This window comes from Candidatus Fermentibacter sp. (assembly GCA_030373045.1).
Lineage (GTDB): Bacteria > Fermentibacterota > Fermentibacteria > Fermentibacterales > Fermentibacteraceae > Fermentibacter.
Genome location: JAUCPW010000067.1, coordinates 1 through 22,041, shown reverse-complemented (window position 1 = coordinate 22,041; position 22,041 = coordinate 1). Strand labels below are relative to the sequence as shown.

Genomic DNA, 22,041 nt, shown 5'->3' with positions numbered 1-22,041 from the left:
GAATTGTTCCAGCATCCTATCCCCCCAGGAAGACAGGTGACGAGAATAGGACCAGGCCGAAGAGATAGATGCCAGATGCCGTCGACAGCCCGTTGCGCGGCGGCCTGCCCGTGGCGGAGGCCATCCCCAGCCCCCAGAGAACGACGGCGGCCGCGGCAGCGGGGTTACACCCGGACAGGATCAGGCCTGCGAAGACGGACAGCCTGCCCGACGGGGCCGGGGGTCCTGCGAGAAGCATCTCGGGCCTCGTCAGGAGGACCGCATCCGGGGCGGCGTGCTCCAGGGCGTTCGTGAGCGCCCAGACGATCGTGAATCCGGCCTGGGCGAGAACCGCGGCCCTGAGATGGGCCGTGTAACGGTCACGGGCGCCCCAGGCCCTGTAGACGGCGAAGGCCGAGGACGCAGCCAGAACCGCCATGACGGCGCGCTCCAGCAGCAGGGACCCGGGCAGGAGTACCGGCACCCCGAGACGCGCCTCCTCCATGCCGGCGGCCGCAGCGCTGTCCGCCTGCGCGGGGGTCATTCCCTCCAGGAGGGCCTGATGCCTGACCTCCTCGCCCAGCTCTGCGACCGCGGGGCCGAGGTCGACGTACAGGAGAGGGGAGGCGCAGGCGAGGACGGCCACGAGCAGAGACGCCGCCATCGCGCATGCGGCTGCGGCGGGATCGCCCAGGAGGCGGCCCGTCCTGCCGGGCGCGAAGAACTGGGTGAACGGAGCCAGGGCTCCGGCGGCGGCGGACTTCACACCCCGGCCCCTCCGGCGACGAGCCTGTAGAGTTCGAGATATGAGGGGACCCTGGCCTTCCAGGAGTTGTCGATCCTCATCGCCCTCCTCTGCAGGGCCCGCCACGCCCTGGGATCGGCGGCTGCTGCTGCTGCCCTGCCCACCGCCTCCCTGAGCGCTTCGGGCTCGGCGCTGTCGAAGACGAAGCCGCAACCGCCCCCGGAGACGTCGGGCACGGTGTCCGCCAGCCCGCCGGTCCTGCGGACGACGGGTACCGCTCCGTATCTCATCGCTATCATCTGCGAGAGGCCGCAGGGTTCGAACCTGCTGGGCATGAGGAAGATGTCCGATCCGGCGTAGATGCGCCGCGACAGCGGGTCGTCGTATCCCCGCTTGAAGAAGACGCGGCCGGGGAAACGCCAGGATGCCGAGGCGAGGGGCCCCTCTATCCAGGGCTCGCCCGTTCCGAGGACGGCCAGCACGAGCCTCCCGTCGGCGATGAGCCTCTCCAGGGCGGGAAGCACGAGGTCGAGCCCCTTCTGCCAGGTCAGCCGCGACACGACGCCGGCCAGCAGAGCCCCGGCGGGGATCTCGAGACCGCACTCGGAGGCGAGGGCCTGCCTGCAACCGCCGCGCCTGCGCAGGCTGTCGGAGGTGAACCACGGGCTGATCGAGGGATCGTCCTCGGGCCCCCAGAGGTCGCAGTCTATGCCGTTGAGGATCCCCCTGAGACCTCCGTCCGACATCCTCGCCAGCAGGAGCCCGTCCATGCCGGCTCCGCCCTCGCTGGTCGTCACCTCCGCGGCATAGGTCGGGCTCACGGTGGTGACCGCATCGGCAAAGAGGATGGCACCCTTCATGAAGCTGAACCCGCCGTGGTACTCGAGGCCGTCGATGCCGCGGTACTCCTCCGGGAGGCCCGTCACAGGGTACTGGTCCATGGGGAAGGTGCCCTGGAAGGCGAGATTATGGATCGTGAAGACGGTCGGGGGGCCGCCCGAGAGCCTGCTCATGGCCGGCAGGAGGCCGGTATGCCAGTCGTGGCAGTGGATCACGTCGAAGCCGCCCAGCCGGGAAGCGGCTTCCAGCACGGCGCCGCAGAAGAACGAGAACCTGGCGGCGTTGTCCTGATAGGGTTCCGATTCCGAGGGGCCGTAGAGCCCGGGCCTGTTGAAGAACTCGTTGCTCGCCACGAAGTAGACGGGACATCCCGTACCGGGGATCTCGCTCCTGCCGAGGCCGAACTCCATCCCGCCGGGAGTCCTGAACGGGCCGTCGAGCCATTCGAGATCGATGCCGTCCTGCCTGTGGAGGGGCGTGACCACCGCAGCGTCGTGACCTGCGGCGCGGAGCGCGGACGGGAGAGAGGAGGCCACGCTCGCGAGGCCGCCTGTCATCGAGAACGGATGAACCTCGGAAGCTGCGTGGAGTATCCTCATCGTCCGGCATCCCTCCCGCTTCTGAGACGTCCGGCCGCCCACACCGCCAGGGCCGCCGCCGCGGCGATCCAGACCACGGTCTCGTAGCGCCTCATCAGGTTCTCCAGGGCTGTAAGGTTGTAGCCGAGCTCCATTCCTGCAACGGCCATCAGAACATACCACAAAAGGGCGCTGGCCCCCCCGAAGAGCATCGCCCGGCCCGCTCCGACGCCGGAGTAGCCGGCAACCACTACAAGCAGGGACCGTATGCCGGGAAGGAACCGGCTTGCGGCGAGTATCGGCGCGGCATGCCTCTCGACGAGGCGCTCGGCCTTCCCGAGCCTTGCTTCGCCCGCCCGGGATGCGAGGAACGCCCTTATCCTGCTCCGGCCGATCCTGGTTCCCGCGAGGATCAGGAGGATCGACGCCGAGAAGCATCCTGCGAATCCGCAGGCTGCAGGCAGCGCCACCCGCCCGGCCCACCCGGCGGAACCCGCCGCCCATCCCGACAGCAGCACGAAGAGCACGTCGCCGGGAAAGGGCGGGAACAGGGTTTCGACGAATGCCGTGGCGCTCATGGCGGGATAGACCCAGGGTCCCGGCTGGTGAGCCTGGAGCCAGGCCAGCACGGCTGATATCACCCCCGCACGACCCGCCTGGAGATCTCCACGAGCGCCAGTGCACCCAGGCCCTCGCCGCGGCCCAGGGCCCCGAGAGTGTTGGTCGTGGTCCCCTTGATCCAGACCGCGTCCGTCGGGAGCCCGAGCGCCCGGGCAAGCTCCAGCCTGAGCTCCTCCCTCACCAGGGAGATCCTGGGCCTCTCGCCGATGATCGTCAGGTCGAGCGACTCGACCCGCCAGCCCTCACCGGCCGCCCTGCCGGTCACCTCGCGCAGGAGGACCGAGCTGTCGGCCCCCTCGAAGGCGGGGTCAGAAGGGGGGAAGAGCGTGCCGATGTCGCCCAGCCTCGACGCGGAGAGGATCGCATCCATCACGGCATGCAGCGCGGCATCGCCGTCGGAGTGTCCGCTGAGCCCGCCCCGATCGTCCAGCCTGCATCCGCAGAGGACGAGCGGCCTGGATTCGTCGAAGGGATGGAAGTCGAGCCCGATGCCCGTCCTGCTCCCGCATCCCTGCGAGAGCGCCCGCACGAGTTCCATGTCCATCGGCGTGGTGATCTTGATGTTGGTCTCCTCGCCCTCGACCCGTGCGACGCGCGCCCCGGAAGCCTCCACGGCCTGCGCCTCGTCGGTGAAGTCGCCCCCCGACTCCAGCGCGGCCTCCAGGAGCCCCCTCTCGAAGCCCTGGGGGGTCTGGCTCCTCATGATCCCGGTCCTGTCTACGGTGGCCTCGATCAGCCCCCCCGACACCTTCTTCAGGGTGTCGGTGACCGGGACTGCGGGCACGGCGGCCCCGGATTCGAGACATGCCGCCATGACCCGCCTGAAGAGGGCCCTGGAGGCGAGGGGCCTTGCGGCATCATGGACCAGCAGGTGCGTGCAGTCACCGAGGGCCGCCAGCCCGCTGGCCGCCGAATCGCGCCTCCTGGCACCCCCTGCCGCGACGGTCACTCCCCGGGGCAGGTCGTCGCCCGCGAGACCGGGCGGGAGGACTACGCAGACATCCTCGATGCCGCCGGCGGACATCGCCGTCTCGATGCTCCAGTGAAGGACCGGCCTGCCTCCGAGGGGGAGGAACTGCTTCGGGACCCCGCCTCCGAACCTGTCGCTCCTGCCGGCGGCAACGATGATGCAGCCCCAGCGGGGCCGTTCAGTCGGCTTCATCGTCTCCGGTCCCGGCCGCGGCCGGTTCCGGCACGGATTCGCGGAGATCCTCCTCGGGCTGGGATGCTATCCTCGAGAACACCATGGTGCCGCCGGAGGCCCTGAACGTGGTGTGCGCAACCGCCTCCACCATCTTGCCCAGGAACTCCTCGCCGTCCTCGACGACGATCATCGTGCCGTCGTTGAGGTAGCCCACCGCCTGCCCCTGGTTCCGCCCTCGGCGGACCGGCTTTACGTGTACCCTCTCGCCCGGGAGCACCACGGCCCGGGCAGCGGCGCCCACCTCGTCGAGCCTGATCACCTTGTTCCCCTCGCGGGCCGCGGTGTCGAGCATGGTGACCTCGCTGCTGACGAGAGAGGCATGCTCCCTGCGGAGCCAGTCGAGGATGCGGAAGGTCTCCTTCTCTGGAGCCCCGAAGTCCCGGTACTCGACGCCGCCGGATTTGCCGGCGGCCTCCTCGAGCCTCTCCAGCGTCTCCAGACCCCGCCTCGCCCTGCCTCTCTGGACCATGTCCTTGGACTTCATCAGGGCTTCGAGGGCCGGCTTCACGGATGCGGGCACCACGAACGGCCCGGACAGCAGGCCCACGAGCACCAGATCGGCCACCCTGCCGTCTATGATCGAGGACATGTCGACGAGCGTCGCCGTTGCCCTGGCTGCATGGGAAGGAGCGACTGTCTCCCTTCCCGGGACGCCCTGAGCCCTCGGCACCTTCGCGAAGGCCACCTGGGCGAAGGCATAGCCCAGGGCTAGCGGGACGAGGAGGAAGGGGTCCACTCCGCCGACTGCGCCGAGCCTTACGTTGCCCAGCCTCAGCAGGAGCATGACCAGGAGCCCCAGCCCTATCCCCGTGGCGGCGCCGACTAGCATGTAGACGGCGTCGACCATGGGCAGCCTGACGAACCTGGTTTCGATGATTATCGCCAGGGTGCCGACGGCGAGCCCGAGGAGGAGCCCCAGATGCCAGTCGCTGGTCGACGCCGAGACACCGACGATGCAGAGAACGAGCAGCAGGAGGAGCCTGGGGCCCCACCCTTCGGTCTTGATGGCTTTCATGAGTCCGCTTCCCCTCCGCGGCGCCCCCGAGGTGCAAGAATGTCCTCGATGCAGCCGCACAATGTCGAATGCCCTCTGAGGGCCCCGTCCTCCTCGACGCAGTCGTCACTGCACGCTGCGAAGAGGTTGAATCCCAGAGTCCTGGCCTCCCTCAGCCGCCTGTCGAAGCCAGAAACGGGGCGGAGTTCCCCGCCCAGCCCCACCTCGGCGGCAACGGCCAGCCCGGCCGGGAGCGATCTCTCGAGCCTGCTCGAGGCCACGGCGAGGCATATCGCCAGATCGGCCCCGGGGTCTGCGAGAGTGGCGCCTCCCGCGACGTTCACGTACACGTCCTGCGCTCCGAGTTCCAGGCCGCAGCGCTTCTCGAGCACGGCGAGGAGCATGGGAAGGCGCCTGGAATCGATGCCGTTGGCGCTTCTCTGCGGGAATCCGTACCTGGTCGGAGAGGTCAGCGCCTGGATCTCGACCAGGAAGGGCCTGGTGCCCTCCATGACGGTGCACACCACGCTCCCCGGGAGGTCTTCGAGCCTCCTGCCGAGGAAGAAGGCGGAGGCTTCGGCGATGCCGGTCAGGCCGTGCTGCGTCATCTCGAAGATCCCCAGCTCGTTGGATGGCCCGAACCGGTTCTTGAGCGCCCTCAGGAGCCTGTGTGAACGGTTCGAGTCGCCCTCGAAGCTCATTACGGTGTCCACGAGGTGCTCCAGCACCCTGGGTCCGGCCAGGGTCCCGTCCTTCGTGACGTGTCCGACAAGGAGGCTGGTCCTGCCTCCGGGCTTCGTCAGCCTCATGAGCTCCGAGGCGCAGTGCCGCACCTGCGCCACCGATCCCGGGCCGCTCGACAGGGCTTCGGAATACACCGTCTGTATCGAGTCGACCACGAGTATGCCGGCTTCCGTCCTCCCGAGCGCGTCTTCTATGTCCTCGAGCCTGGTGGCCGGGAGGACGAGCACGCTGCTCCCCGTGCACCCGATCCGCCTTGCCCGGTTCGCCACCTGCCCGGGCGACTCCTCGGCGGTGGCGTAGAGCACAGTCTCCCCGGCGGCCGCCAGGAAATGCGAGAGCTGGAGCATCAGCGTGCTCTTGCCTATGCCCGGCTCGCCCCCGAGCAGGGCCATGGAACCCCTGAACAGCCCGCCTCCGAGGACCCTGTCCAACTCGGGTATCCCCGTGGGGATCCTCTCTCCGTCGCCGGCCGGGATGTCGTCGATCAGGACCGCCTCGGCCTTCCCGCCCGATCCGCCCCCGGGTCTGCCGGCACCCTCCTGTACCGGCTCCTCCACGATCGTGTTCCAGGAGCCGCAGGCTTCGCACCTGCCGCTCCAGGAGGGGCTGCCGTTCCCGCACTGACTGCAGAAGAAGGCTGTCCTGCGGCGTGGTTTCAAGCTAGTCCCGCGCCATCTCCAGGAACCTCCCCAGCTCGGTCTGGAAGACCATGTCGATCTCGCCCCTGGGGCCGTTCCTCTGCTTGCCGATCACGAGCTTGACCGAGCGGTCACGGGGGTAGCTCCTGTCGGCATACGCCTCCTCGCCGCCTTCCTCGTGCAGGAAGATGACGAGGTCGGCATCCTGCTCGATGGCACCGCTCTCCCTCAGATCGCTGAGCCTCGGGAGCCGGGCGGGGCCTTCGTGCGAGACCGCCCGCCTGGAGAGCTGGGAAAGGGCGATCACCGGAACGTCGAGATCCTTGGCGAGCGCCTTCAGGTCGCCGGAAATCCTGGCTATCTCCTGCTGTCTGTTCTCCTCTCCGCCAACCCCTCTCATGAGCTGGAGATAGTCGACGAAGACGGCGGAAAGGCCGAACCTCTTGCGCAGCCTCCTCGCGCTGGCGCGGAGCTCGAGCGAGGTGATGCCGGCCCGCTCGTTGACGAACATGGGCAGCGAGGAGAGCCAGTCGCAGGCATTGGTGAAGTCGAGCATGGCCTGGCTGGACATGTTCCCGCCCTTCCACACGTCCATCCCGACCTTGGATTCGGAGGACAGGATCCTCTTGATCAGTTCGCGCCCGGCCATCTCGAGGCTGAAGAAGCAGACCGCACCGCCGCGTGGCCGGTCTGTGCCGTCGCTCTGACGATCGGTGTCGCTGCTCTGCCTTGCGATGTTGAGGGCCATGTTGATCGCGAGGGTCGTCTTCCCGACGGACGGCCTCGCCGCGATGATCACCAGCTCGCCGCCGTGGAGGCCGGTGGTCATCCAGTCGAGCCTGTCGAAGCCCGTGCTGAGCCCCGTTATGTGGGTATCGGACTGGCTTACCCTCTCGAACTCCCTCATGCCCACCCCGACCAGCTCCTCCATGGAGAGGAAGTCCTGGTCGGCCGTCTTCTCTGCGATGTCGAACACCCTCTTCTCGGCCCTGTCTATGATCTCGGCCGCGATGAGGGTGCCTTCGGTTATCTCGCGGATGGTCTCCCGGCTGGCGGCCCCCAGGCGCCTGAGCATCGACTTCTCGCGGACTATCTCGGCATACTGCCTGACGCTCGCCAGGATGGGGATGTCGTCGGCCAGGCCCGTCAGGTAGTCTATCCCGCCGGAGAGCTCGAGCCACTTCTGCCTCTCCAGCTCCTCGGCGACGGTCACCAGATCGATGTAGCGGTTCCTGGAGTCCAGGGACATGCACGCCCTGTAGACGTACGAATGCCTTGCGTCGTGGAAGTCCTCGGGGGTGAGCAGGCCGAAGACCTCGACGGCTATCTCGGGGTCGGTCATCACACCGGCCAGTACGCCCCGCTCTGCGTCGACGCTCCTGGGAGCGGCGGAATCCGGATCAACCCGCATCTATGCCCGTCCTCCTGGGAAGGCCGGCTTCGTCCATCAGCCGGCGGAGCTTCTTCATGTCGTCCCACACCGGCCTCTTGAGGGCTTCCGTGCGGAGCAGCGCCGCAGGATGGTACGTGACTACCACGGGGATCCCGCGATAGTCGTGCACGGCAGCCCGGGCCTGGCCCAGGGGGCACTTCAATCCCAGCAGCCTCGCCATCGCGGTGGCCCCCAGGGCTAGGATAACCCCGGGTCCTATGGCTTCGATCTGGGCGTCGAGCACCCATGCGCAGGCGTCCGCCTCGTCCTGGGAGGGCACCCTGTTGGCCGGGGGCCTGCATTTGACCACGTTTGCTATGTAGCAGCACTCCCTGTCCAGCCCCACCGAGGCCAGTATCCTGTCGAGGAGCTGCCCGGCCCTGCCGACGAAGGGCCTGCCGGTCTCGTCCTCGCTGGCCCCCGGGCCTTCGCCGACGACGAGCACGCCCGAGCAGGGGTTCCCCTCGCCGAAGACGATGCTGTTCCTGGTCTTCGACAGCCGGCAGGCCTCGCAGGAGCCCAGCCTTTCGCGGACCCCGGCCATGCCGTCGAGAGCGGAGGGACCATTCTCGACCGCTGTCCGCCCGCTGCCGCGGACGGGGGCGGGGGTGTCGCCGCCGGCGGCTTTCGCCGGGCCGTTCGCCGGGTCCCAGCCGGAAGGCCTCCTGCCAGCCGGGAGATGGACGGTCTCGATGCCGAAGCTGCCTATGGCGGCCCAGAGCGGGTCCACCTCAGGCTCCGCGCCCGCCGGGGACGGGCAGCGAGGAGACTATCGACTCGGCGACGAAGCGCTTGGATCCCTGCGGGATGTCCACGGCTCCCCCGCCCTCGAGCAGGAGCACGCCGGAGTTCGCATCGGCGTCCATCCCGCTGCCTTCGATCCCGCCTGCATTCACGAACGACGCGAAGGCCCCCTTGGCCTCCATCTTCCTTCTGGCGCGCGAAAGGGCCTGCACCCGCTCTCCGAACTCGAGGCTGAAGGAGAGAAGGGGGCAGAGCCCGGACACCGACGCCGAGACATCCTCCACCTCTTCGAGCTGGAGCTGGACCCCCCCGCCGCGGGGCATCTTCCCCGGGACCCTGCGGGTGGGCCTGAAGTCCGCCACCGCCGCGGGCATGGCGAGGATGTCGTGGGATCGAGCCAGCCTCCCCAGGAGGCCGGCCAGATCCCTCGAGTCCGTGAAGCGCTCGAGAGCGACCGCCCTGGGCGGCACGGCCCGGCACGGACCCAGGAGAAGCGTCACCGCGGCTCCGGCCGCCCGGAACGCGGATGCGAGCTCGCAGCCCATCACGCCGCTGGAGCGATTCGAGATGAACCTGACCTCGTCGATGTACTCGCGCGTCGGGCCCGTGGCGATCAGGACCCGCCTCCCGCGCCACTCCTCACGTTGAGAACCCCGGATGAGCGGCGAGAACCCGGCGGGTCGGGGATAGTCGCATGCACTGATCCTGGCCGACTCCGCCTCCACGATGGCGAACAGCCTCGCGGCAGCCGCCTCGAGGTCCGAGTTGACGATCAGGTAGTCGAAGGCGCCGGCCCAGCGCATCTCGGAGGCGGCTGCATCGATCCGGCCCTCGAGGAGATCCCCCGACTCCGTCCCCCTGCCGCGCAGCCTCCCTTCGAGGACCTCCAGGGAGGGAGGCGCCACGAACACCAGCACGGCGCCGGGGACGGCCCGGCGGACGTTCCTCGCACCGACGACGTCTATGTCGAGGACGACGGACCGGCCTGCGGCCAGCCGTTCGCCCACCCAGTCCCTCGAGGTGCCGTAGCGGCGCCCGTGGACCCCGGCCCACTCGAGGAAGTACCCGCACCGGACGAGCTCGTCGAAGCGGTCGTCGGACACGAAGAAATAGTCGGTGCCGTCACGCTCCTCCCCCCTCGGGGGCCTGGTAGTGGTGCTGACCGAGAACTCGAAGCCGGGGACCTCCTCCACCAGCCTCCTGGCGAGGGTGGTCTTGCCTGCGCCGGACGGGCCGGCCAGGACCACCAGCATGCCGGCGTCACTCGACATTGGCGATCTGCTCCCGGAGCGTGGACAGTTCGTTCTTCATCTCCACGACGATCATGGTGCCCTCGGGTGTTTCGAGCTTGGATCCGAGGGTGTTGATCTCGCGCTGCAGCTCCTGCAGGAGGAACCCGAGCCGGCGGCCCGCGTCGGGCTCGTCCGAAGACGCGAGCGCAAGCGAACTGGAGATGTGGCACTCGAGCCTCTCGAGCTCCTCGCCGACATCCAGCCTGTCGGCCAGTATTGCCAGTTCCTGGAGCATGCGCTGTTCGTCCACCCCTGCGCCGTCGAGAAGCCTGCGCACCCTCTCCCTCATCCTCTCGAAAGCCGCGGGGACCGACTCCTGCTGAAGGCCGGCCACCTTCGAGGCCAGATCCCTCATCCTCACGAGCCTGGCGGATAGAAGGGCCGCGAGGGCCGCACCCTCCGCCCTTCGCGACTCGGCGAGGCTGTCCAGGCAGGCTCTCACGCAGTCCATGACTGCCGGACCCTCCGGCGGATCCACCTCCCAGGCGGGCCTCGCGACACCGGGCATCCTCAGGAGGTCGGCACCGGTGATGCCGGCGGGGATGCCGAACTCGCCGGCCAGCAGCGAGGCTGCCTTCGCGAATTCTCCGGCGCGGGCGACATCCACGGGAGGGGGGGCCGATGCGCCGGCCGGGACTCCGAGAGTCAGCCTGAGCTCGATCCTTCCGCGGGAGAACCTCCACCTCACCTCTTCGCGGACATCCTGTTCGAGGGCCGCGAGCTGTTCCGGCAGGCTGACGAGTATGTTGAGACCCTTCTGATTCACGCTCCGCGCCTCGGCGGAGAGTCTGGCCGGACCGGCATCCGCGCCGGCCCTGCCGAATCCCGTCATAGATTCCAGGGGTCACCTCCAGTGAAGGGCCAGTCGGTATATTCTACCCGATTCACGGGAGAGGATGGTACAGTCTGGACGGTGTGTTCTACGCGGTGGTGGCCGGGAGGCTCGATGAGCTCCTTTCGGGCGCCGGGACGGCGTCTGCCGGCGCAGGCCGCGACGGCCGGGTGGTGCTGAGGCTCTCGGGGGGAAGGGGCCGCCTGGTCCTGTCCGCCTCACCGGAGAACCAGAGCGTCTCGATCGAACCGGACTCGCAGGCGGACGGAACGGAACCGTGGGACTCCCTTCTCTCGGGATGCGTTCTGACGGGCGTATCGCAGCACGGCTCCGACAGGCTCCTCCTCTTCCGCCTGAAGAAGGAGAAGGCCTACAGGTCCTCGGCCTTGACCCTCAGGTTCGAGGCGGCCGGCAGGAATGCGAATGTCGTACTCACACGCGACGGCGACGACCGGATACTGGCCTGCACCAGGATCGTCACCAGGACGATGAGCAGGTTCCGCACGATAGCTCCGGGGGGGATCTACGCGCCTCCGCCCCCTTCGGGGCTCCCGCCCTCGGAATGGGGCTCGCGCGAGGCGGCTGCGGTCCTCTCCGGCGCGACCTCGCCCCGGCCGATATACACGCTCCTTGAGGGCGTCGGGCCGCAGACCGCCTCGGCCATGCTGGCCGAGGCCTACGCAGCGGGAACCGACCCCGCAGGGGTCGCGGAGATCCTCGCGGAGGCCCTGACGAACCGGAGCTTCAAGCCATGGAAGGGCCCCTGGGGGCCCATGCCCGTGCCGCTGGGCCCGGGAGAGCCCCTCGAGGATCCGCTGTCGGCCTTCGATTCCTCCCGCGGGGCCGGGGAGGGGGCCAGGCTCGCCTCCTTCCTGGCCAGATCGGCTTCCTCGGCCCGGGAGGCGCGCGAGAGGCTCGACCACCTGCGCGCCATGCTGGCCGGTCTCCCGGATTCGGACACTCTCAGGCTGTGGGGGCAGATGCTCCTCGCCTCGGCGGGCGCCATACCGCGCGGAGCCTCGGAAGCCCGCCTGGAGGACTGGGAGGGAGTGATCCGGACCATACCGCTGCGCCCCTCCCGCTCCGCCGCCGAGAACGCCGCCAGGTACTTCCGGAAGGCCGGGAACACCGAGGCCGAGGCGTCATCCCTCGCCGGTCGCATCGCCGCCCTGGAGGAGAGGATCGAGGCCATCGAGAAGGCTGCGGCGGAGGCGGCCGAGGAAGGCGCCGCACCCGCGGCGGAGCCTTCCCGGAGGCGCCCGCCGGGTCCCGCCGGACCCATGCCCGTCGAGATATCGGAGGGCTGGACCTGCTTCATCGGGAGGAACTCCAGGAACAACGAGGAGGTGACCTTCAGGGTGGGCAGGAGGGGCGACTGGTGGCTCCACGCGAGGGGAGTGCCAGGGCCGCACGTGGTCCTGAGGGGCGAACCCGGCAGGGGGAACCCGCCGGCCTCCGTCCTCAGGAGGGCGGCCGAGCTGGCCGCGGAGGGAGCGGCCTGCACATCCTCGGTGGTCCCGGTGGACTGGACCATGGTGCAGCACGTCAGGAGGATGAAGGGCGGAAGGCCTGGCGAGGTGACCTACACGCAGGAGAAGACGATCTTCGTAAGCCCGTCCGGTGCCGGCGGGCGCAGGATCAGGGGGAGGGGGAGGGCTTTTGACCCGGATTGAGAAGCAGATGCACGGGGACGTGTTCAGGTCGGCATACCTGTTCAAGGACCTCCCCGCCGAGGAGCTGGATCCTTTCCTGGAGGCGGCCAGGTTCCTGTCGTTCGCGCCAGACACCACGGTGATCTCCGAGGGTGCGGACGGCGGCGACCTGTACCTGATCCTCTCGGGCAGCGTGAGGGTGACCAAGGGCATAGAGGGCGGGGGTGAGCATGTCATCGGCCTGCTGAGGAAGGGCGACTTCTTCGGCGAGATGGCGCTCATAGACAATCTCCCGAGGAGCGCGACGGTCCACGCGCACGAGCGGGCGGACCTGGCCGTGATCCCCCGGCGCGACATCGCCAGGATATTCGAGACCCGGCCGGTCACGGCCTACAGGGTGATGAGATCCTTCGCCGAGGTCCTCTCCTACCGTCTCCGTGAAGCCAACGACAGGATGCGGACCCTGGCCCATCTCGAGAGGACCTTCTGATGATCCGGAGCGGGAGGGCCGTGCTCCTCGTCCTCGACGGAGTGGGAGCCGGCGCCCTCCCGGATGCGGCCTCGTACGGAGACTCGGGGGCCGACACGCTGGGCAACCTCTCCAGGGCCGCCGGGGGGCTTTCCCTGCCGAATCTCGGGGCCATGGGCCTGGGCAACCTGCACCGGATCCTGGGGGTGGATCCCGTCCCGGCGCCGACGGCGTCCTGGGGCAGGCTCGCCGAGCTCTCCGCCGGCAAGGATTCCACGACGGGGCACTGGGAGATGATGGGCCTGGTGAGCCGGGTGCCGTTCCCCACCTATCCGGCCGGCTTCCCGGCCGGGATCATCGGGGCATTCGAGCGCGCGACCGGCAGGCCCACCATCGGGAACAGGCCCGCCTCGGGCACGGGCATCATCGAGGAGCTCTGCGCGGAACACTTCCGGACCGGGGCCTTCATCGTGTACACCTCGGCCGACAGCGTATTCCAGATCGCCGCGCACGAGGACGTCATCCCGGTGGACGAGCTGTACGCCGCCTGCGAAGCGGCCAGGAGGATACTCGTCGCGCCGGACGGAGTGGCGAGGGTCATCGCCCGGCCCTTCAGGGGGGTCTGCGGCGCCCTCGAACGGACCCCGCGCAGGAGGGACTTCTCCCTGCCGCCTCACGGGCCGACGCTCCTCGACGCGCTCGAACGGGCGGGGATCCCCCGCGGCGGGGTGGGCAAGATCGACGACCTCTTCGCGCACAGGGGGATCGGCACGAGGCACGTCGCGGACAATGCGGAGGCGCTCCGGGAGCTGGGCTCCATGCTGGCCGGCGGTGCAGGGGGGCTCATCTTCGCCAACCTGGTGGACTTCGACATGAAATGGGGTCACAGGAACGATGTGGACGGGTTCGCCAGGGGCCTGGAGGAGGCCGACCGGGTCCTGCCCGGGCTCCTCGGAAGGCTCGGGCCGGACGACATCCTCGTCATCACTGCCGACCACGGCAACGACCCGACGACGGACGGCACCGACCACACCAGGGAGTACGCGCCGCTGCTCTGCTACTCGCCGGGAGTGCCGGGAAGGGCCCTCGGGGACAGGGGGAGCTTCAGCGACATAGCAGCCACGCTGTCGGAGTTCTTCGGGCTCGATGCCGGGCTCCCGGGGATCTCGTTCCTCCAGGGGAAGGGAGGGCCTTCGAGATGACGGATGCGATGGCCGGGGCGGCCCGCGAGGCGACAAGGTTCTGCCATGCCCCCTATTCCGGCTTCAGGGTCGCGGCGGTGCTCGAGGACGCCGGAGGCTGCCTGCACACGGGAGTCAACGTCGAGAACGCGTCCTACGGCCTGTCGATCTGCGCGGAGCGCGCTGCGGTGGTCGGCGCGGTCTCCCGCGGGGCGACCGTCTTCAGGAGGATACTGGTGCACTCCCCCGACGGGAGGGCGGTCCCTTGCGGAGCCTGCCGCCAGGTCCTGGCCGAGTTCTGCGGGGACGACACGCCCGTGGTCATCCTGCTCCCGGACGGCCGGACAGAGGAGACCACCCTCGGAGCGCTCCTCCCGGATGCGTTCCGACTCGACCCCCCGGATGCTTGACGCACCCCGACGGCCGCCCGTATTCTCATTCGGATACGCGTGCGGAGCATGCCCGTCCGGGGCTCCGGCGCGGTTCACGGTGGCATGATCCAAGGATGGAGGATCGGATGAAGAAGTACTCTGGTTTGACTGCAGCGGCTCTGGCCGTGTTCGCGTTCGCATGCCCTGCAGGGGCGGACTGGTCCGACAATTTCGATTCGTACTCCACCGGCGGCCTGATGGGTCAGGGTGGCTGGGACACATGGGAGAGCAACCCCGCTGCAAACGCCTACGTAGTTACGACTCCCCACCGCAGCGCCCCCAATTCCGTCCAGATCACGCCCACGACCGACCTAGTGCACGAGTTCACCGAGACCTCGGGCACATGGGAGATGAAGGCCTGGCAGTACATCCCCACCGGCGCCCAGGGTGACCAGTACTTCATCCTCCTCAACACCTACACCACCGGCGGGCCTTACGACTGGTCGCTCCAGATCCAGTTCAACTGCACCACCACGCAGTTCATGATAACCGATCCGGGCACCTACGTCGGAACCATCCTCTACAACCAGTGGGTGGAGATCAAGGTCGTCATCGATCTCGACGGCGGCATGCAGACGATCTACTACAACGGCACGCTCTGCGAGACCATCCCCTGGCAGCTCACCGGAGTGAACGAGCTGGCGGCCCTCGACCTCTACTCCGACGGCGGCGACAACATCTACTACGACGACCTGACGCTGGCCAGCATGGGAGCCCTCTCGCCGACCACCTGGGGACAGATCAAGGCGAACTTCTAGCAGTCCAGCACAGACTTCGACGGGGGGCCGGGGAGACCCGGCCCCCTCGCGTTACGGCACAACTGCACCCGCATGCGGACAACCCGCCCTTGACGGCGGGGAAGCCGCGGGGTCAGCTTACGCGCCAAATACCGGAAGGAGACGGGATGGACAAGACCGTTCTGGAGATCGAGAAGGGCGAGGATCTGATAAGGCTGGTCCTCAAGGAGTTCAAGGGCAGGCAGTACGTCGACGCCAGGGTCTTCTACATGTCGGAGACAGGCGAGTGGATGCCCACGAAGAAGGGCCTCAGCATGACCCCGGAGATAGCCGCGAAGATCTCGGAGGGGATCACGAAGGCCCTCGAGGAGCTCGGGACCCGGCCGGCCGACGAGAAGAAGGCGGCCGCGCCGAAGAGGACGAAGGCCGCCAAGGCCGATCCGGACTACTAACGCCCGGTCAGCCGCATTCCGAGTAGCCGCAGTTCAGGGCGCAGGCCACACATCCCGACTCGTACTTGAGAGGCCCGCCGCAGTTGGGGCAGGCCCCGGCGTGGTTCTGGAGGTCGTCCTCCAGGGTGACCGTCTCGGGGATGGCCTCGGGCCCGCCGACCGCGCCCTCGACGGTGTCCGTGCGCTGCCCGCTGTGCCATTCCAGTGTCCTGCCTATCGCATCGGCGCAGGAGAGTATCCTGTCCCCCCCCTGCCAGACCACCCTGTGGCAGCTTATCCCCTTCAGTTCCCGCACGACCGCCTCGAGCGGGGTGTGCGACCTGAGGGCCAGCGAGACGAGCCTGCTTATGGCCTCGGCCTGTGAGGCGGCGCACCCGCCCGCCTTGCCCATCTGCGTGAAGATCTCCACCGGGCCGTACTCGTCCTCGTTGATCGTCACGTACAGGTTTCCGCAGCCGGTCTTCACCCGCCGCGTCACGCCGGTGGTCACCTCGGGCCTCGGCCTCGGCCCCTGCTTCACGGCCTTCGCCGGAGGCGCCGGTTCCACCGAGACGACCCTGGCGCCGGGCGCCTTCCCGATGTTCAGCACCTGGCTGTCCCTGCTCCTGTCACGGTACACGGTGACACCCTTGCAGCGCAGCCTGAACGCCAGCCCGTAGACGTCGGCCACGTCCTCCACGGTGGCGGACTCGGGGAGGTTGACCGTCTTCGAGACCGCGTTGTCCGTGTACTTCTGGAATGCCGCCTGCATCCTGACGTGATATGAGGGCGTGACGTCGTGCGAGGTGGCGAACACGCGCTGTATGTCGTCGGGCACCCCGGAGACCCCGCGGCAGATCCCCTTCTCCCTGACGGCGGCCAGGATGCCGGGGGTGCAGCAGCCCCTCCTGACGACGGCGGCCTCGAAGGCGGGGACCATCTCGGTCAGTTCGTCGCCTTCGTCGAGGATGTTGCGCCTCTCGTAGGCCAGGGCGAATGCCGGTTCTATGCCGCTCGAGCACCCCGCAAGGATGCTGATCGATCCCGTGGGGGCTATCGTGGTGACCGTCGCGTTCCTCATCGGCGGGAGCCCCTGCATCTCCAGCGCACTGCCCCTGTAGTTGGGGAAGGCGCCCCTCTCCCGGGCCAGGTCCTCGCTGGCCCTGCGCGCCTTCGAATGAACGAAGGACATCAGCTTCTCGGCGAACTTCAGGGCATCCTCGGAGTCGTAGGGGATGCACATCTCGAACAGGGCGTCGGCGAAGCCCATCAGGCCGAGCCCTATCTTCCTGTTCCCCTCCACCATCTTCTCGATCTGCGGGAGGGGGTAGCGGTTGACCTCTATCACGTCGTCGAGGAAGCGGACGGAATTCCTCACCGTGCGGTCGAGGGATTCCCAGTCGAGGATCCTCGAGCCGTCGGGTGCGTTCGCGAGGTGAGCCGCGACGTTCACGGACCCGAGGTTGCACGCCTCGAACGGCAGGAGGGGCTGCTCACCGCAGGGATTGGTGGCCTCTATCCTGCCGAGCTGGGGGGTCGGGTTCGCCTCGTTCATCCTGTCGATGAAGATGATCCCCGGTTCGCCGGAGGCCCATGCGGAATCGACGATCTTCCTGAATACGTCGGAAGCCCGGAGCGTGGACACGGGCTCGCCGGTGCGCGGGTTGTTGAGCGTGAAGTCGGCGTCGCGGTCGAGGCAGTCCATGAATCTGTCCGTGAGCGCGACGGAGAGGTTGAAGTTGTTGAGGATCTGCATGTCGCGCTTGGCGTCGATGAATTCGAGGATGTCGGGGTGGTCGACGGACAGCACGGCCATGTTGGCTCCCCGCCGCACGCCGCCCTGCTTTATGGTCTCGGTGGCCTTGTCGAACACGGTCATGAATGATATCGGGCCGCTCGAGATCCCTCTGGTGGAGAGCACGACGTCGTCCTTCGGACGGATCCGGGAGAACGAGAACCCCGTCCCTCCGCCGCTCTTGTGGATGAGCGCGGTGTTCTTGACCGCCTCGAAGATGCTCTCCATGTCGTCCTCGACAGGCAGGACGAAGCAGGCCGAGAGCTGTCCGAGGTCCCTTCCCGCATTCATGAGGGTAGGGGAGTTGGGCAGGAATTCGAGCCTGGCCATCATGTTGAAGAAGCGGGTGGTCCAGCGGTCGGCGCTTCCGCCGTTGAAGCGGGTCTCGGCCACGGCAACGCTCGCAGCCACCCGCCAGAGCATCTCGCGGGGGGTCTCGAGGATCTCTCCCTCGGGCGACCGCTTCAGATATCTTTTCCGGAGAACGACTTCGGCGTTTCTGGAGAAGCCGGGTTCCACGGGCGCCTCGGCCGGTTCCTCCGGCGGAGCCTCCGCGATACGGCCGAAAAGATCGGATTCCATGGAGGAGGCTTCCCTCATCGCCATCTCCAGACAACCCCCCTCGAAGGTGACGACAGCCCCGGACGCATTACGGTGCAACGTAAGCCTGACGGGCCTGCTTGTCAATATGCTGTGTGGCTCCGTCCGCCAGGACACAACCAGTTGTGCCATGCCCCGTTCCGGGTCCTGCTGGCCACGGGGGCCGTCAGTCCGTAGATTACCGGCATGACCACAGCCGTCCCTCCCGCAGGAAAGGGCATCCAGGCCGACCGATTCGAGTCGGAGGTCCTGCAGTACGTCGACGGGCTCTACGGATACGCCATCCACCTGACCCGCAATCCCGACGACGCATCCGACCTCGTTCAGGAGACCTATGCGCGGGCCTTCAAGGCCAGATCGCAGTACAGGCTGGGAACAAACGCCCGGGCCTGGCTGTTTGCTATCCTGAGGAACACTTTCCTGAACGACAGAAGGGCCGCATGCAGGTCACCCAGGACCGTCTCGTGCGACTGGCTGGACGAGCTGGCCGGGGAGGACCAGGACGGATTCGAGTCGCCCCGCTCCCCGGACCCGCAGAAGTCCTTCCTCGCCGGGCTGATGAGGGAGGACATCGAGAAGGCCCTCAACAGGCTCCCGGAGGAGTTCAGGAGCGCGGTGGTGCTCTGCGACGTGGAGGAGATGTCCTATGCGGAGATCTCCCAGATTCTCAGCATCCCGATAGGTACGGTGAGGTCGAGAATCCACAGGGGTCGTGCGATTCTCAGGAAGCTGCTCGTGGAATGGCAGTCTGCGATGATGGAGGGGTCTGGCGGTGAGGTGCTCGCAGGAGGCTAGCAGAATCCAGGACTACATTTCCGGAGAGCTCGGGAGGGAGGACCGCATGATGCTGGAAAGCCACCTCTCGGGCTGCGAGGAATGCAAGACCTGCGCGGAGACCATGCTCTTCTTCAGATCCAGGCTCAGGGACCTCTTCAGGGTGACCGCCCCGGTCGAACTCAGGAACCGGATCGCCACCCTGTCGGCCGGAGGCGGGAAGAGCTAGTTGCATCCCCCACGCATGCTGACAGGCGCCGCCTGGGTCGCGGTCGCCCTTTCCGTCCTGATGACGCCTGTCCTCTTCAGGCGCCCGGCCACCACGATATCGACCCAGGCCGAGATCGGGCCCATCGCCGCGGACCTGGCCCGGATGGGAGAGCCTCGCGGCGACGGTTCCGTCCGGGGCGTGTGGACCATCTTCCCCTACCGGATAGGCACGATCCTTCTTCCGGATTCTTCGGTTCTGGCGATAATCCGTTCACCTGCGCCCCTCTCCCCCGGCCGGCCCGCCGGCGCGACCACAGCCAGGCACCTGGGAGGCTGGACCTACGCGCTCGCCATGCCGTCCCCCTCGGGTTCGTCCTCTACGTCGGCACGGCTGCTCGGCGCGCTCGAAGCGGACTGCCGATGATCATCCGGCGGATTCCGTCAGGGGCTCCGGCCGCGCCGCTGCTGCTCGTGCTGCCCCTTCTTCTCGCCTCCTGCGGGGGCGGCGGAGGGATCGAGGACGCCCCCCCGGAGGTCCTCGAAGTGCCCGGGACCCTCACCGGACCTGACGGGCTGCCTCCCGACCTCTCCCTCGACAGCGCCCTGGTCGTCTACTACTGGATGCCCCTCGACGGATACGCGGCGGTCGATTCCGATCTCGTCTCGCTCGCCGGGCTGGCGGACCGGGGGGTGAGGGCGGTTCCCGTCCAGTTCACGGTCGAGGGGAGGAACGCCTCCCAGGCCCACCTGAACGCCATGGGAGTATCGATGCCGGTCTACCTGGCGGACTCCGTCCTGGCCTCGTGCATCCCGGGCGACGTGCTCCCGGCGGCCGTCCTCTTCCGAAGAGGAGCCCCGCCCGCTGTCGAGACCGGTTTCGGCTGCACCGGGCGGCTCCTGGCGCGATGAGGGGCCCGTTCGTCTACTTCGCCGGAGACGTACACCTCCTTCCCGAACCCCTGCCCCACCCCGGGAGGGAGCGCTTCCTATCCTTCCTCGCGGGGCTGCTCGACGAGGAGCCCGGCGAACTCTGGATCACCGGCGACCTCTTCGACTTCTGGTTCGAGTACGGCAGCGCCATCCCCGCCGGATACGAGAGGCTCTTCCCTGCCATGTCCGCGCTCGGCCGCGCGGGATGGCGGACGGTGTTCCTCCCCGGCAACCACGACTGGTGGGTGGGCAGCCATTTCGAGAGGGCTTCGGGCTTCATGATAGACAGGACGCCTGTGGTGGAGACGGTCTGCCACGGCATCAGAACGGCGGCAGCCCACGGTGACGGGCTCGGAGGCGGCGACTTCGGATACAGATACCTCCTGCGGCCGGTGCTCCGGGCGGGGCTTTCCCGATTCCTGTTCAGGCTCCTGCATCCCGACGCGGGAGCCTTGCTCGGCACCCTCGCCTCTGGCACGAGCCGCAGGATTCTCCGGAGGGAGATCACCGAGATCCCCCCGGGCATGACGTCCTGGGCCGGGGGGATGATCTCCAGGGGCTTCGGGGCGGTGGTGACGGGGCACATCCATGCCGCCGGGATCAGGCGCATCGGACAGGGCGTCCACATCTCCACCGGCGACTGGGTGACGACCTTCACCTGCGCCAGGTTCGGCCCCGACGGACCCTCGATGCTGGAGTTCCCCGGCCCGGGCTCTCGTTGACGAAGGGCTCCCGGCGCTCGATCTTCCGCAGCGCAGAGCAGGAGGAACCGGCATGGACATCTCCGTCGTAGTCCCGGCTAGGGACGAGGAAGCCAGCATCGCGACCCTGGTCGGGGAGACGGCGAAGGCCCTGGACGGCTTTCGCTGGGAGATGATCATCGTAGACGACGGCAGTGTCGACCGCACCTGGGCCGCCATCCTCGAGGCATCCTCGTCGTATCCCGTGAAGGGCGTGAGGTTCGGCCGCAGCATGGGCAAGGCGGCCGCCCTCTCGGCGGGTTTCGCCGAGGCATCCGGGTCTCTCGTCGCCACCATGGACGCCGATCTCCAGGACGATCCGGCCGAGCTCCCGGCCATGGCCTCCATGATGGCCGAAGGCAATCTCGACCTCGTCAGCGGATGGAAGAAGACCCGGCACGACCCGCTCTCCAAGCGCATCCCCTCGAAGGTCTTCAACTGCATCGTGCGCCTGGCCACCGGTCTCCGGCTGCACGACTTCAACTGCGGGCTGAAGCTCTACAGGGGCGAGACGGCCCGAAGGCTCGACCTGTACGGCGAGATGCACAGGTACACGCCGGTCCTGGTGGCGCAGCTCGGGTACAGGGTCGGCGAGAAGGCGGTCAACCACAGGCCCAGGAGGCACGGCAGGAGCAAGTACGGGCTCTCCAGGTTCTTCAGGGGCTACGCCGACCTGCTGACGGTGCTGTTCCTCCACCGATACTCGTTCAGGCCCCTCCATTTCTTCGGGGGCATCGGCACGACCCTGTTCGCGACGGGCCTCGCCATCACGGCATATCTCTCCGTCCTCTGGCTGGGCGGCGAGTCCATCGGCAACCGCCCCCTCCTCCTCATGGGCGTGTTCCTGATGCTGATAGGCTTCCAGCTCGTCTCCCTGGGCCTCCTCGGCGAGATGATGCTGAGGTTCCTGCCCGGCAAGAAGCCGTTCAACATCGTGGAGAGATCCGTATCGGGAACCCAGGGGACCAGCCCCTGATGCGCCTTGCCCTGGCCGGTCCCTTCCCGCCGTGGCGCGGGGGGATAGCCCAGTTCACGCTCCGCCTCGAACAGGCGCTCGCCGGATCGGCCGAGACCTCCAGGATATCCTTTTCGCGCCTCTACCCGGGCTTCCTGTTCCCCGGCACGTCCCAGCTCGAGCCGGGGGCCGGCGGCGGGCACGAGGCGGACGTCCTGATCGACTCCTCGAACCCCCTGTCCTGGCGGCGGTCGGCGCGCAGGATCGCCCGGCTGGGAGCCGGTGCGGTGATAGCGCAGTACTGGCATCCGTTCTTCGTCCCGTCGCTCGCCGCGGGGCTTCCGGCGAACCGCCTGCTCCCCAGGGTCGCGGTGTGCCACAACGTGATGCCGCACGACAGGTTCCCCTTCGCGGCCGGCCTGGCGCGGGCCTTCCTCGGGAGCTGCGGGCTCCTGGTCGTGCACGGCGCCCCGGATGCGGAGGAGGCCCGCGC

The 22,041-nt window shown here is 68.1% G+C and carries 24 protein-coding genes; 13 read left to right on the top strand and 11 right to left on the bottom strand.

What is annotated here, in order from left to right; genetic code table 11:
• Positions 1 to 16 precede the first annotated feature (16 nt).
• The 10 genes from QUS11_11385 to QUS11_11340 are packed head-to-tail and all read right to left on the bottom strand — an operon-like array spanning position 17 to position 10,643.
• The gene (locus tag QUS11_11385) at positions 17 to 745 is read right to left on the bottom strand and encodes a hypothetical protein (protein MDM7993899.1); all 729 of its coding nucleotides are present in this window, start codon (positions 743 to 745) and stop codon (positions 17 to 19) included.
• Entirely contained in the window at positions 742 to 2,163 is a 1,422-nt protein-coding gene (locus QUS11_11380; GenBank protein ID MDM7993898.1) for a glycogen synthase, read from the bottom strand. Before QUS11_11380 ends, QUS11_11385 begins: the two co-directional genes overlap by 4 nt.
• Positions 2,160 to 2,783 carry a hypothetical protein gene (locus QUS11_11375; GenBank protein MDM7993897.1) on the bottom strand — a complete coding sequence of 208 codons (624 nt, stop codon included), beginning with the start codon at positions 2,781 to 2,783 and terminating at the stop codon, positions 2,160 to 2,162. The genes QUS11_11380 and QUS11_11375 overlap by 4 nt, the downstream gene beginning before the upstream one ends.
• A complete protein-coding gene (gene ispD / locus QUS11_11370; protein MDM7993896.1) occupies positions 2,780 to 3,925 on the bottom strand; it encodes a 2-C-methyl-D-erythritol 4-phosphate cytidylyltransferase in 1,146 nt (381 codons plus the stop codon). The genes QUS11_11375 and ispD overlap by 4 nt, the downstream gene beginning before the upstream one ends.
• On the bottom strand, positions 3,912 to 4,982 hold the full coding sequence (locus QUS11_11365) for a hypothetical protein (protein ID MDM7993895.1): 1,071 nt from the start codon (positions 4,980 to 4,982) through the stop codon (positions 3,912 to 3,914). The genes ispD and QUS11_11365 overlap by 14 nt, the downstream gene beginning before the upstream one ends.
• Positions 4,979 to 6,364 carry a DNA repair protein RadA gene (gene radA / locus QUS11_11360; protein MDM7993894.1) on the bottom strand — a complete coding sequence of 462 codons (1,386 nt, stop codon included), beginning with the start codon at positions 6,362 to 6,364 and terminating at the stop codon, positions 4,979 to 4,981. Before radA ends, QUS11_11365 begins: the two co-directional genes overlap by 4 nt.
• Position 6,365: 1 nt before the next feature.
• On the bottom strand, positions 6,366 to 7,754 hold the full coding sequence (dnaB, locus tag QUS11_11355) for a replicative DNA helicase (GenBank protein MDM7993893.1): 1,389 nt from the start codon (positions 7,752 to 7,754) through the stop codon (positions 6,366 to 6,368).
• Positions 7,744 to 8,505, bottom strand: a complete 762-nt coding sequence (locus QUS11_11350) for a uracil-DNA glycosylase (protein MDM7993892.1) — start codon at positions 8,503 to 8,505, stop codon at positions 7,744 to 7,746. The genes dnaB and QUS11_11350 overlap by 11 nt, the downstream gene beginning before the upstream one ends.
• 1 nt (position 8,506) lies before the next feature.
• Positions 8,507 to 9,790 carry a guanylate kinase gene (gene gmk, locus QUS11_11345; protein ID MDM7993891.1) on the bottom strand — a complete coding sequence of 428 codons (1,284 nt, stop codon included), beginning with the start codon at positions 9,788 to 9,790 and terminating at the stop codon, positions 8,507 to 8,509.
• A complete protein-coding gene (locus QUS11_11340; protein MDM7993890.1) occupies positions 9,780 to 10,643 on the bottom strand; it encodes a YicC/YloC family endoribonuclease in 864 nt (287 codons plus the stop codon). The genes gmk and QUS11_11340 overlap by 11 nt, the downstream gene beginning before the upstream one ends.
• A gap of 83 nt (positions 10,644 to 10,726) precedes the next feature.
• Here QUS11_11340 and QUS11_11335 point away from each other — a divergent pair, with 83 nt between their 5' ends.
• The 6 genes from QUS11_11335 (at position 10,727) to QUS11_11310 (ending at position 15,565) form a co-directional block, all read left to right on the top strand.
• Complete coding sequence (locus QUS11_11335) at positions 10,727 to 12,316, top strand: NFACT family protein (GenBank protein ID MDM7993889.1); 1,590 nt, start codon at positions 10,727 to 10,729, stop codon at positions 12,314 to 12,316.
• Between the two features lie 7 nt (positions 12,317 to 12,323).
• Entirely contained in the window at positions 12,324 to 12,785 is a 462-nt protein-coding gene (locus QUS11_11330; protein MDM7993888.1) for a cyclic nucleotide-binding domain-containing protein, read from the top strand.
• Complete coding sequence (locus QUS11_11325) at positions 12,785 to 13,966, top strand: phosphopentomutase (protein ID MDM7993887.1); 1,182 nt, start codon at positions 12,785 to 12,787, stop codon at positions 13,964 to 13,966. The genes QUS11_11330 and QUS11_11325 overlap by 1 nt, the downstream gene beginning before the upstream one ends.
• A complete protein-coding gene (gene cdd, locus QUS11_11320) occupies positions 13,963 to 14,355 on the top strand; it encodes a cytidine deaminase (GenBank protein MDM7993886.1) in 393 nt (130 codons plus the stop codon). Before QUS11_11325 ends, cdd begins: the two co-directional genes overlap by 4 nt.
• 107 nt (positions 14,356 to 14,462) lie before the next feature.
• Entirely contained in the window at positions 14,463 to 15,134 is a 672-nt protein-coding gene (locus QUS11_11315; protein MDM7993885.1) for a hypothetical protein, read from the top strand.
• A 146-nt stretch (positions 15,135 to 15,280) separates the two neighbouring features.
• Positions 15,281 to 15,565 (top strand): transcriptional coactivator p15/PC4 family protein, encoded by a 285-nt coding sequence (locus tag QUS11_11310; GenBank protein MDM7993884.1) that lies wholly within the window; start codon positions 15,281 to 15,283, stop codon positions 15,563 to 15,565.
• Positions 15,566 to 15,572: 7 nt separating this feature from the next.
• Here QUS11_11310 and QUS11_11305 read toward each other — a convergent pair whose 3' ends face one another.
• On the bottom strand, positions 15,573 to 17,921 hold the full coding sequence (locus QUS11_11305; GenBank protein MDM7993883.1) for a vitamin B12-dependent ribonucleotide reductase: 2,349 nt from the start codon (positions 17,919 to 17,921) through the stop codon (positions 15,573 to 15,575).
• 204 nt (positions 17,922 to 18,125) lie between these two features.
• On the opposite strand from QUS11_11305, the gene QUS11_11300 reads away from it, so the two are divergent.
• The 7 genes from QUS11_11300 to QUS11_11270 form a co-directional block, all read left to right on the top strand.
• Complete coding sequence (locus tag QUS11_11300) at positions 18,126 to 18,734, top strand: sigma-70 family RNA polymerase sigma factor (protein ID MDM7993882.1); 609 nt, start codon at positions 18,126 to 18,128, stop codon at positions 18,732 to 18,734.
• A 46-nt stretch (positions 18,735 to 18,780) separates the two neighbouring features.
• A complete protein-coding gene (locus QUS11_11295) occupies positions 18,781 to 18,942 on the top strand; it encodes a hypothetical protein (protein MDM7993881.1) in 162 nt (53 codons plus the stop codon).
• Positions 18,943 to 19,347: a hypothetical protein gene (locus QUS11_11290; protein ID MDM7993880.1), complete on the top strand. Its 405-nt coding sequence runs from the start codon at positions 18,943 to 18,945 to the stop codon at positions 19,345 to 19,347. It abuts the gene before it with no gap.
• On the top strand, positions 19,344 to 19,832 hold the full coding sequence (locus tag QUS11_11285) for a hypothetical protein (GenBank protein MDM7993879.1): 489 nt from the start codon (positions 19,344 to 19,346) through the stop codon (positions 19,830 to 19,832). The genes QUS11_11290 and QUS11_11285 overlap by 4 nt, the downstream gene beginning before the upstream one ends.
• Positions 19,829 to 20,575 carry a UDP-2,3-diacylglucosamine diphosphatase gene (locus tag QUS11_11280; protein MDM7993878.1) on the top strand — a complete coding sequence of 249 codons (747 nt, stop codon included), beginning with the start codon at positions 19,829 to 19,831 and terminating at the stop codon, positions 20,573 to 20,575. The genes QUS11_11285 and QUS11_11280 overlap by 4 nt, the downstream gene beginning before the upstream one ends.
• Before the next feature lie 52 nt (positions 20,576 to 20,627).
• Positions 20,628 to 21,569 carry a glycosyltransferase family 2 protein gene (locus QUS11_11275; GenBank protein ID MDM7993877.1) on the top strand — a complete coding sequence of 314 codons (942 nt, stop codon included), beginning with the start codon at positions 20,628 to 20,630 and terminating at the stop codon, positions 21,567 to 21,569.
• On the top strand, positions 21,569 to 22,041 hold a 473-nt coding region (locus QUS11_11270; GenBank protein MDM7993876.1), incomplete at its 3' end, for a hypothetical protein. The genes QUS11_11275 and QUS11_11270, both read left to right, overlap by 1 nt.

Excerpts from the sequence above, each read along its gene's own strand:
- QUS11_11310 (MDM7993884.1), top strand. The coding sequence starts at position 15,281 with ATGGACAAGACCGTTCTGGAGATCGAGAAGGGCGAGGATCTGATAAGG.
- QUS11_11275 (MDM7993877.1), top strand. The coding sequence starts at position 20,628 with ATGGACATCTCCGTCGTAGTCCCGGCTAGGGACGAGGAAGCCAGCATC.
- QUS11_11330 (MDM7993888.1), top strand. The coding sequence starts at position 12,324 with ATGCACGGGGACGTGTTCAGGTCGGCATACCTGTTCAAGGACCTCCCC.
- QUS11_11300 (MDM7993882.1), top strand. The coding sequence starts at position 18,126 with ATGACCACAGCCGTCCCTCCCGCAGGAAAGGGCATCCAGGCCGACCGA.
- dnaB (MDM7993893.1), bottom strand. The coding sequence starts at position 7,754 with ATGCGGGTTGATCCGGATTCCGCCGCTCCCAGGAGCGTCGACGCAGAG.
- QUS11_11340 (MDM7993890.1), bottom strand. The coding sequence starts at position 10,643 with ATGACGGGATTCGGCAGGGCCGGCGCGGATGCCGGTCCGGCCAGACTC.
- QUS11_11315 (MDM7993885.1), top strand. The coding sequence starts at position 14,463 with ATGAAGAAGTACTCTGGTTTGACTGCAGCGGCTCTGGCCGTGTTCGCG.
- QUS11_11305 (MDM7993883.1), bottom strand. The coding sequence starts at position 17,921 with ATGGAATCCGATCTTTTCGGCCGTATCGCGGAGGCTCCGCCGGAGGAA.
- gmk (MDM7993891.1), bottom strand. The coding sequence starts at position 9,790 with ATGTCGAGTGACGCCGGCATGCTGGTGGTCCTGGCCGGCCCGTCCGGC.
- QUS11_11365 (MDM7993895.1), bottom strand. The coding sequence starts at position 4,982 with ATGAAAGCCATCAAGACCGAAGGGTGGGGCCCCAGGCTCCTCCTGCTG.
- cdd (MDM7993886.1), top strand. The coding sequence starts at position 13,963 with ATGACGGATGCGATGGCCGGGGCGGCCCGCGAGGCGACAAGGTTCTGC.
- ispD (MDM7993896.1), bottom strand. The coding sequence starts at position 3,925 with ATGAAGCCGACTGAACGGCCCCGCTGGGGCTGCATCATCGTTGCCGCC.
- QUS11_11280 (MDM7993878.1), top strand. The coding sequence starts at position 19,829 with ATGAGGGGCCCGTTCGTCTACTTCGCCGGAGACGTACACCTCCTTCCC.
- QUS11_11295 (MDM7993881.1), top strand. The coding sequence starts at position 18,781 with ATGATGCTGGAAAGCCACCTCTCGGGCTGCGAGGAATGCAAGACCTGC.
- QUS11_11325 (MDM7993887.1), top strand. The coding sequence starts at position 12,785 with ATGATCCGGAGCGGGAGGGCCGTGCTCCTCGTCCTCGACGGAGTGGGA.
- QUS11_11285 (MDM7993879.1), top strand. The coding sequence starts at position 19,344 with ATGATCATCCGGCGGATTCCGTCAGGGGCTCCGGCCGCGCCGCTGCTG.
- QUS11_11380 (MDM7993898.1), bottom strand. The coding sequence starts at position 2,163 with ATGAGGATACTCCACGCAGCTTCCGAGGTTCATCCGTTCTCGATGACA.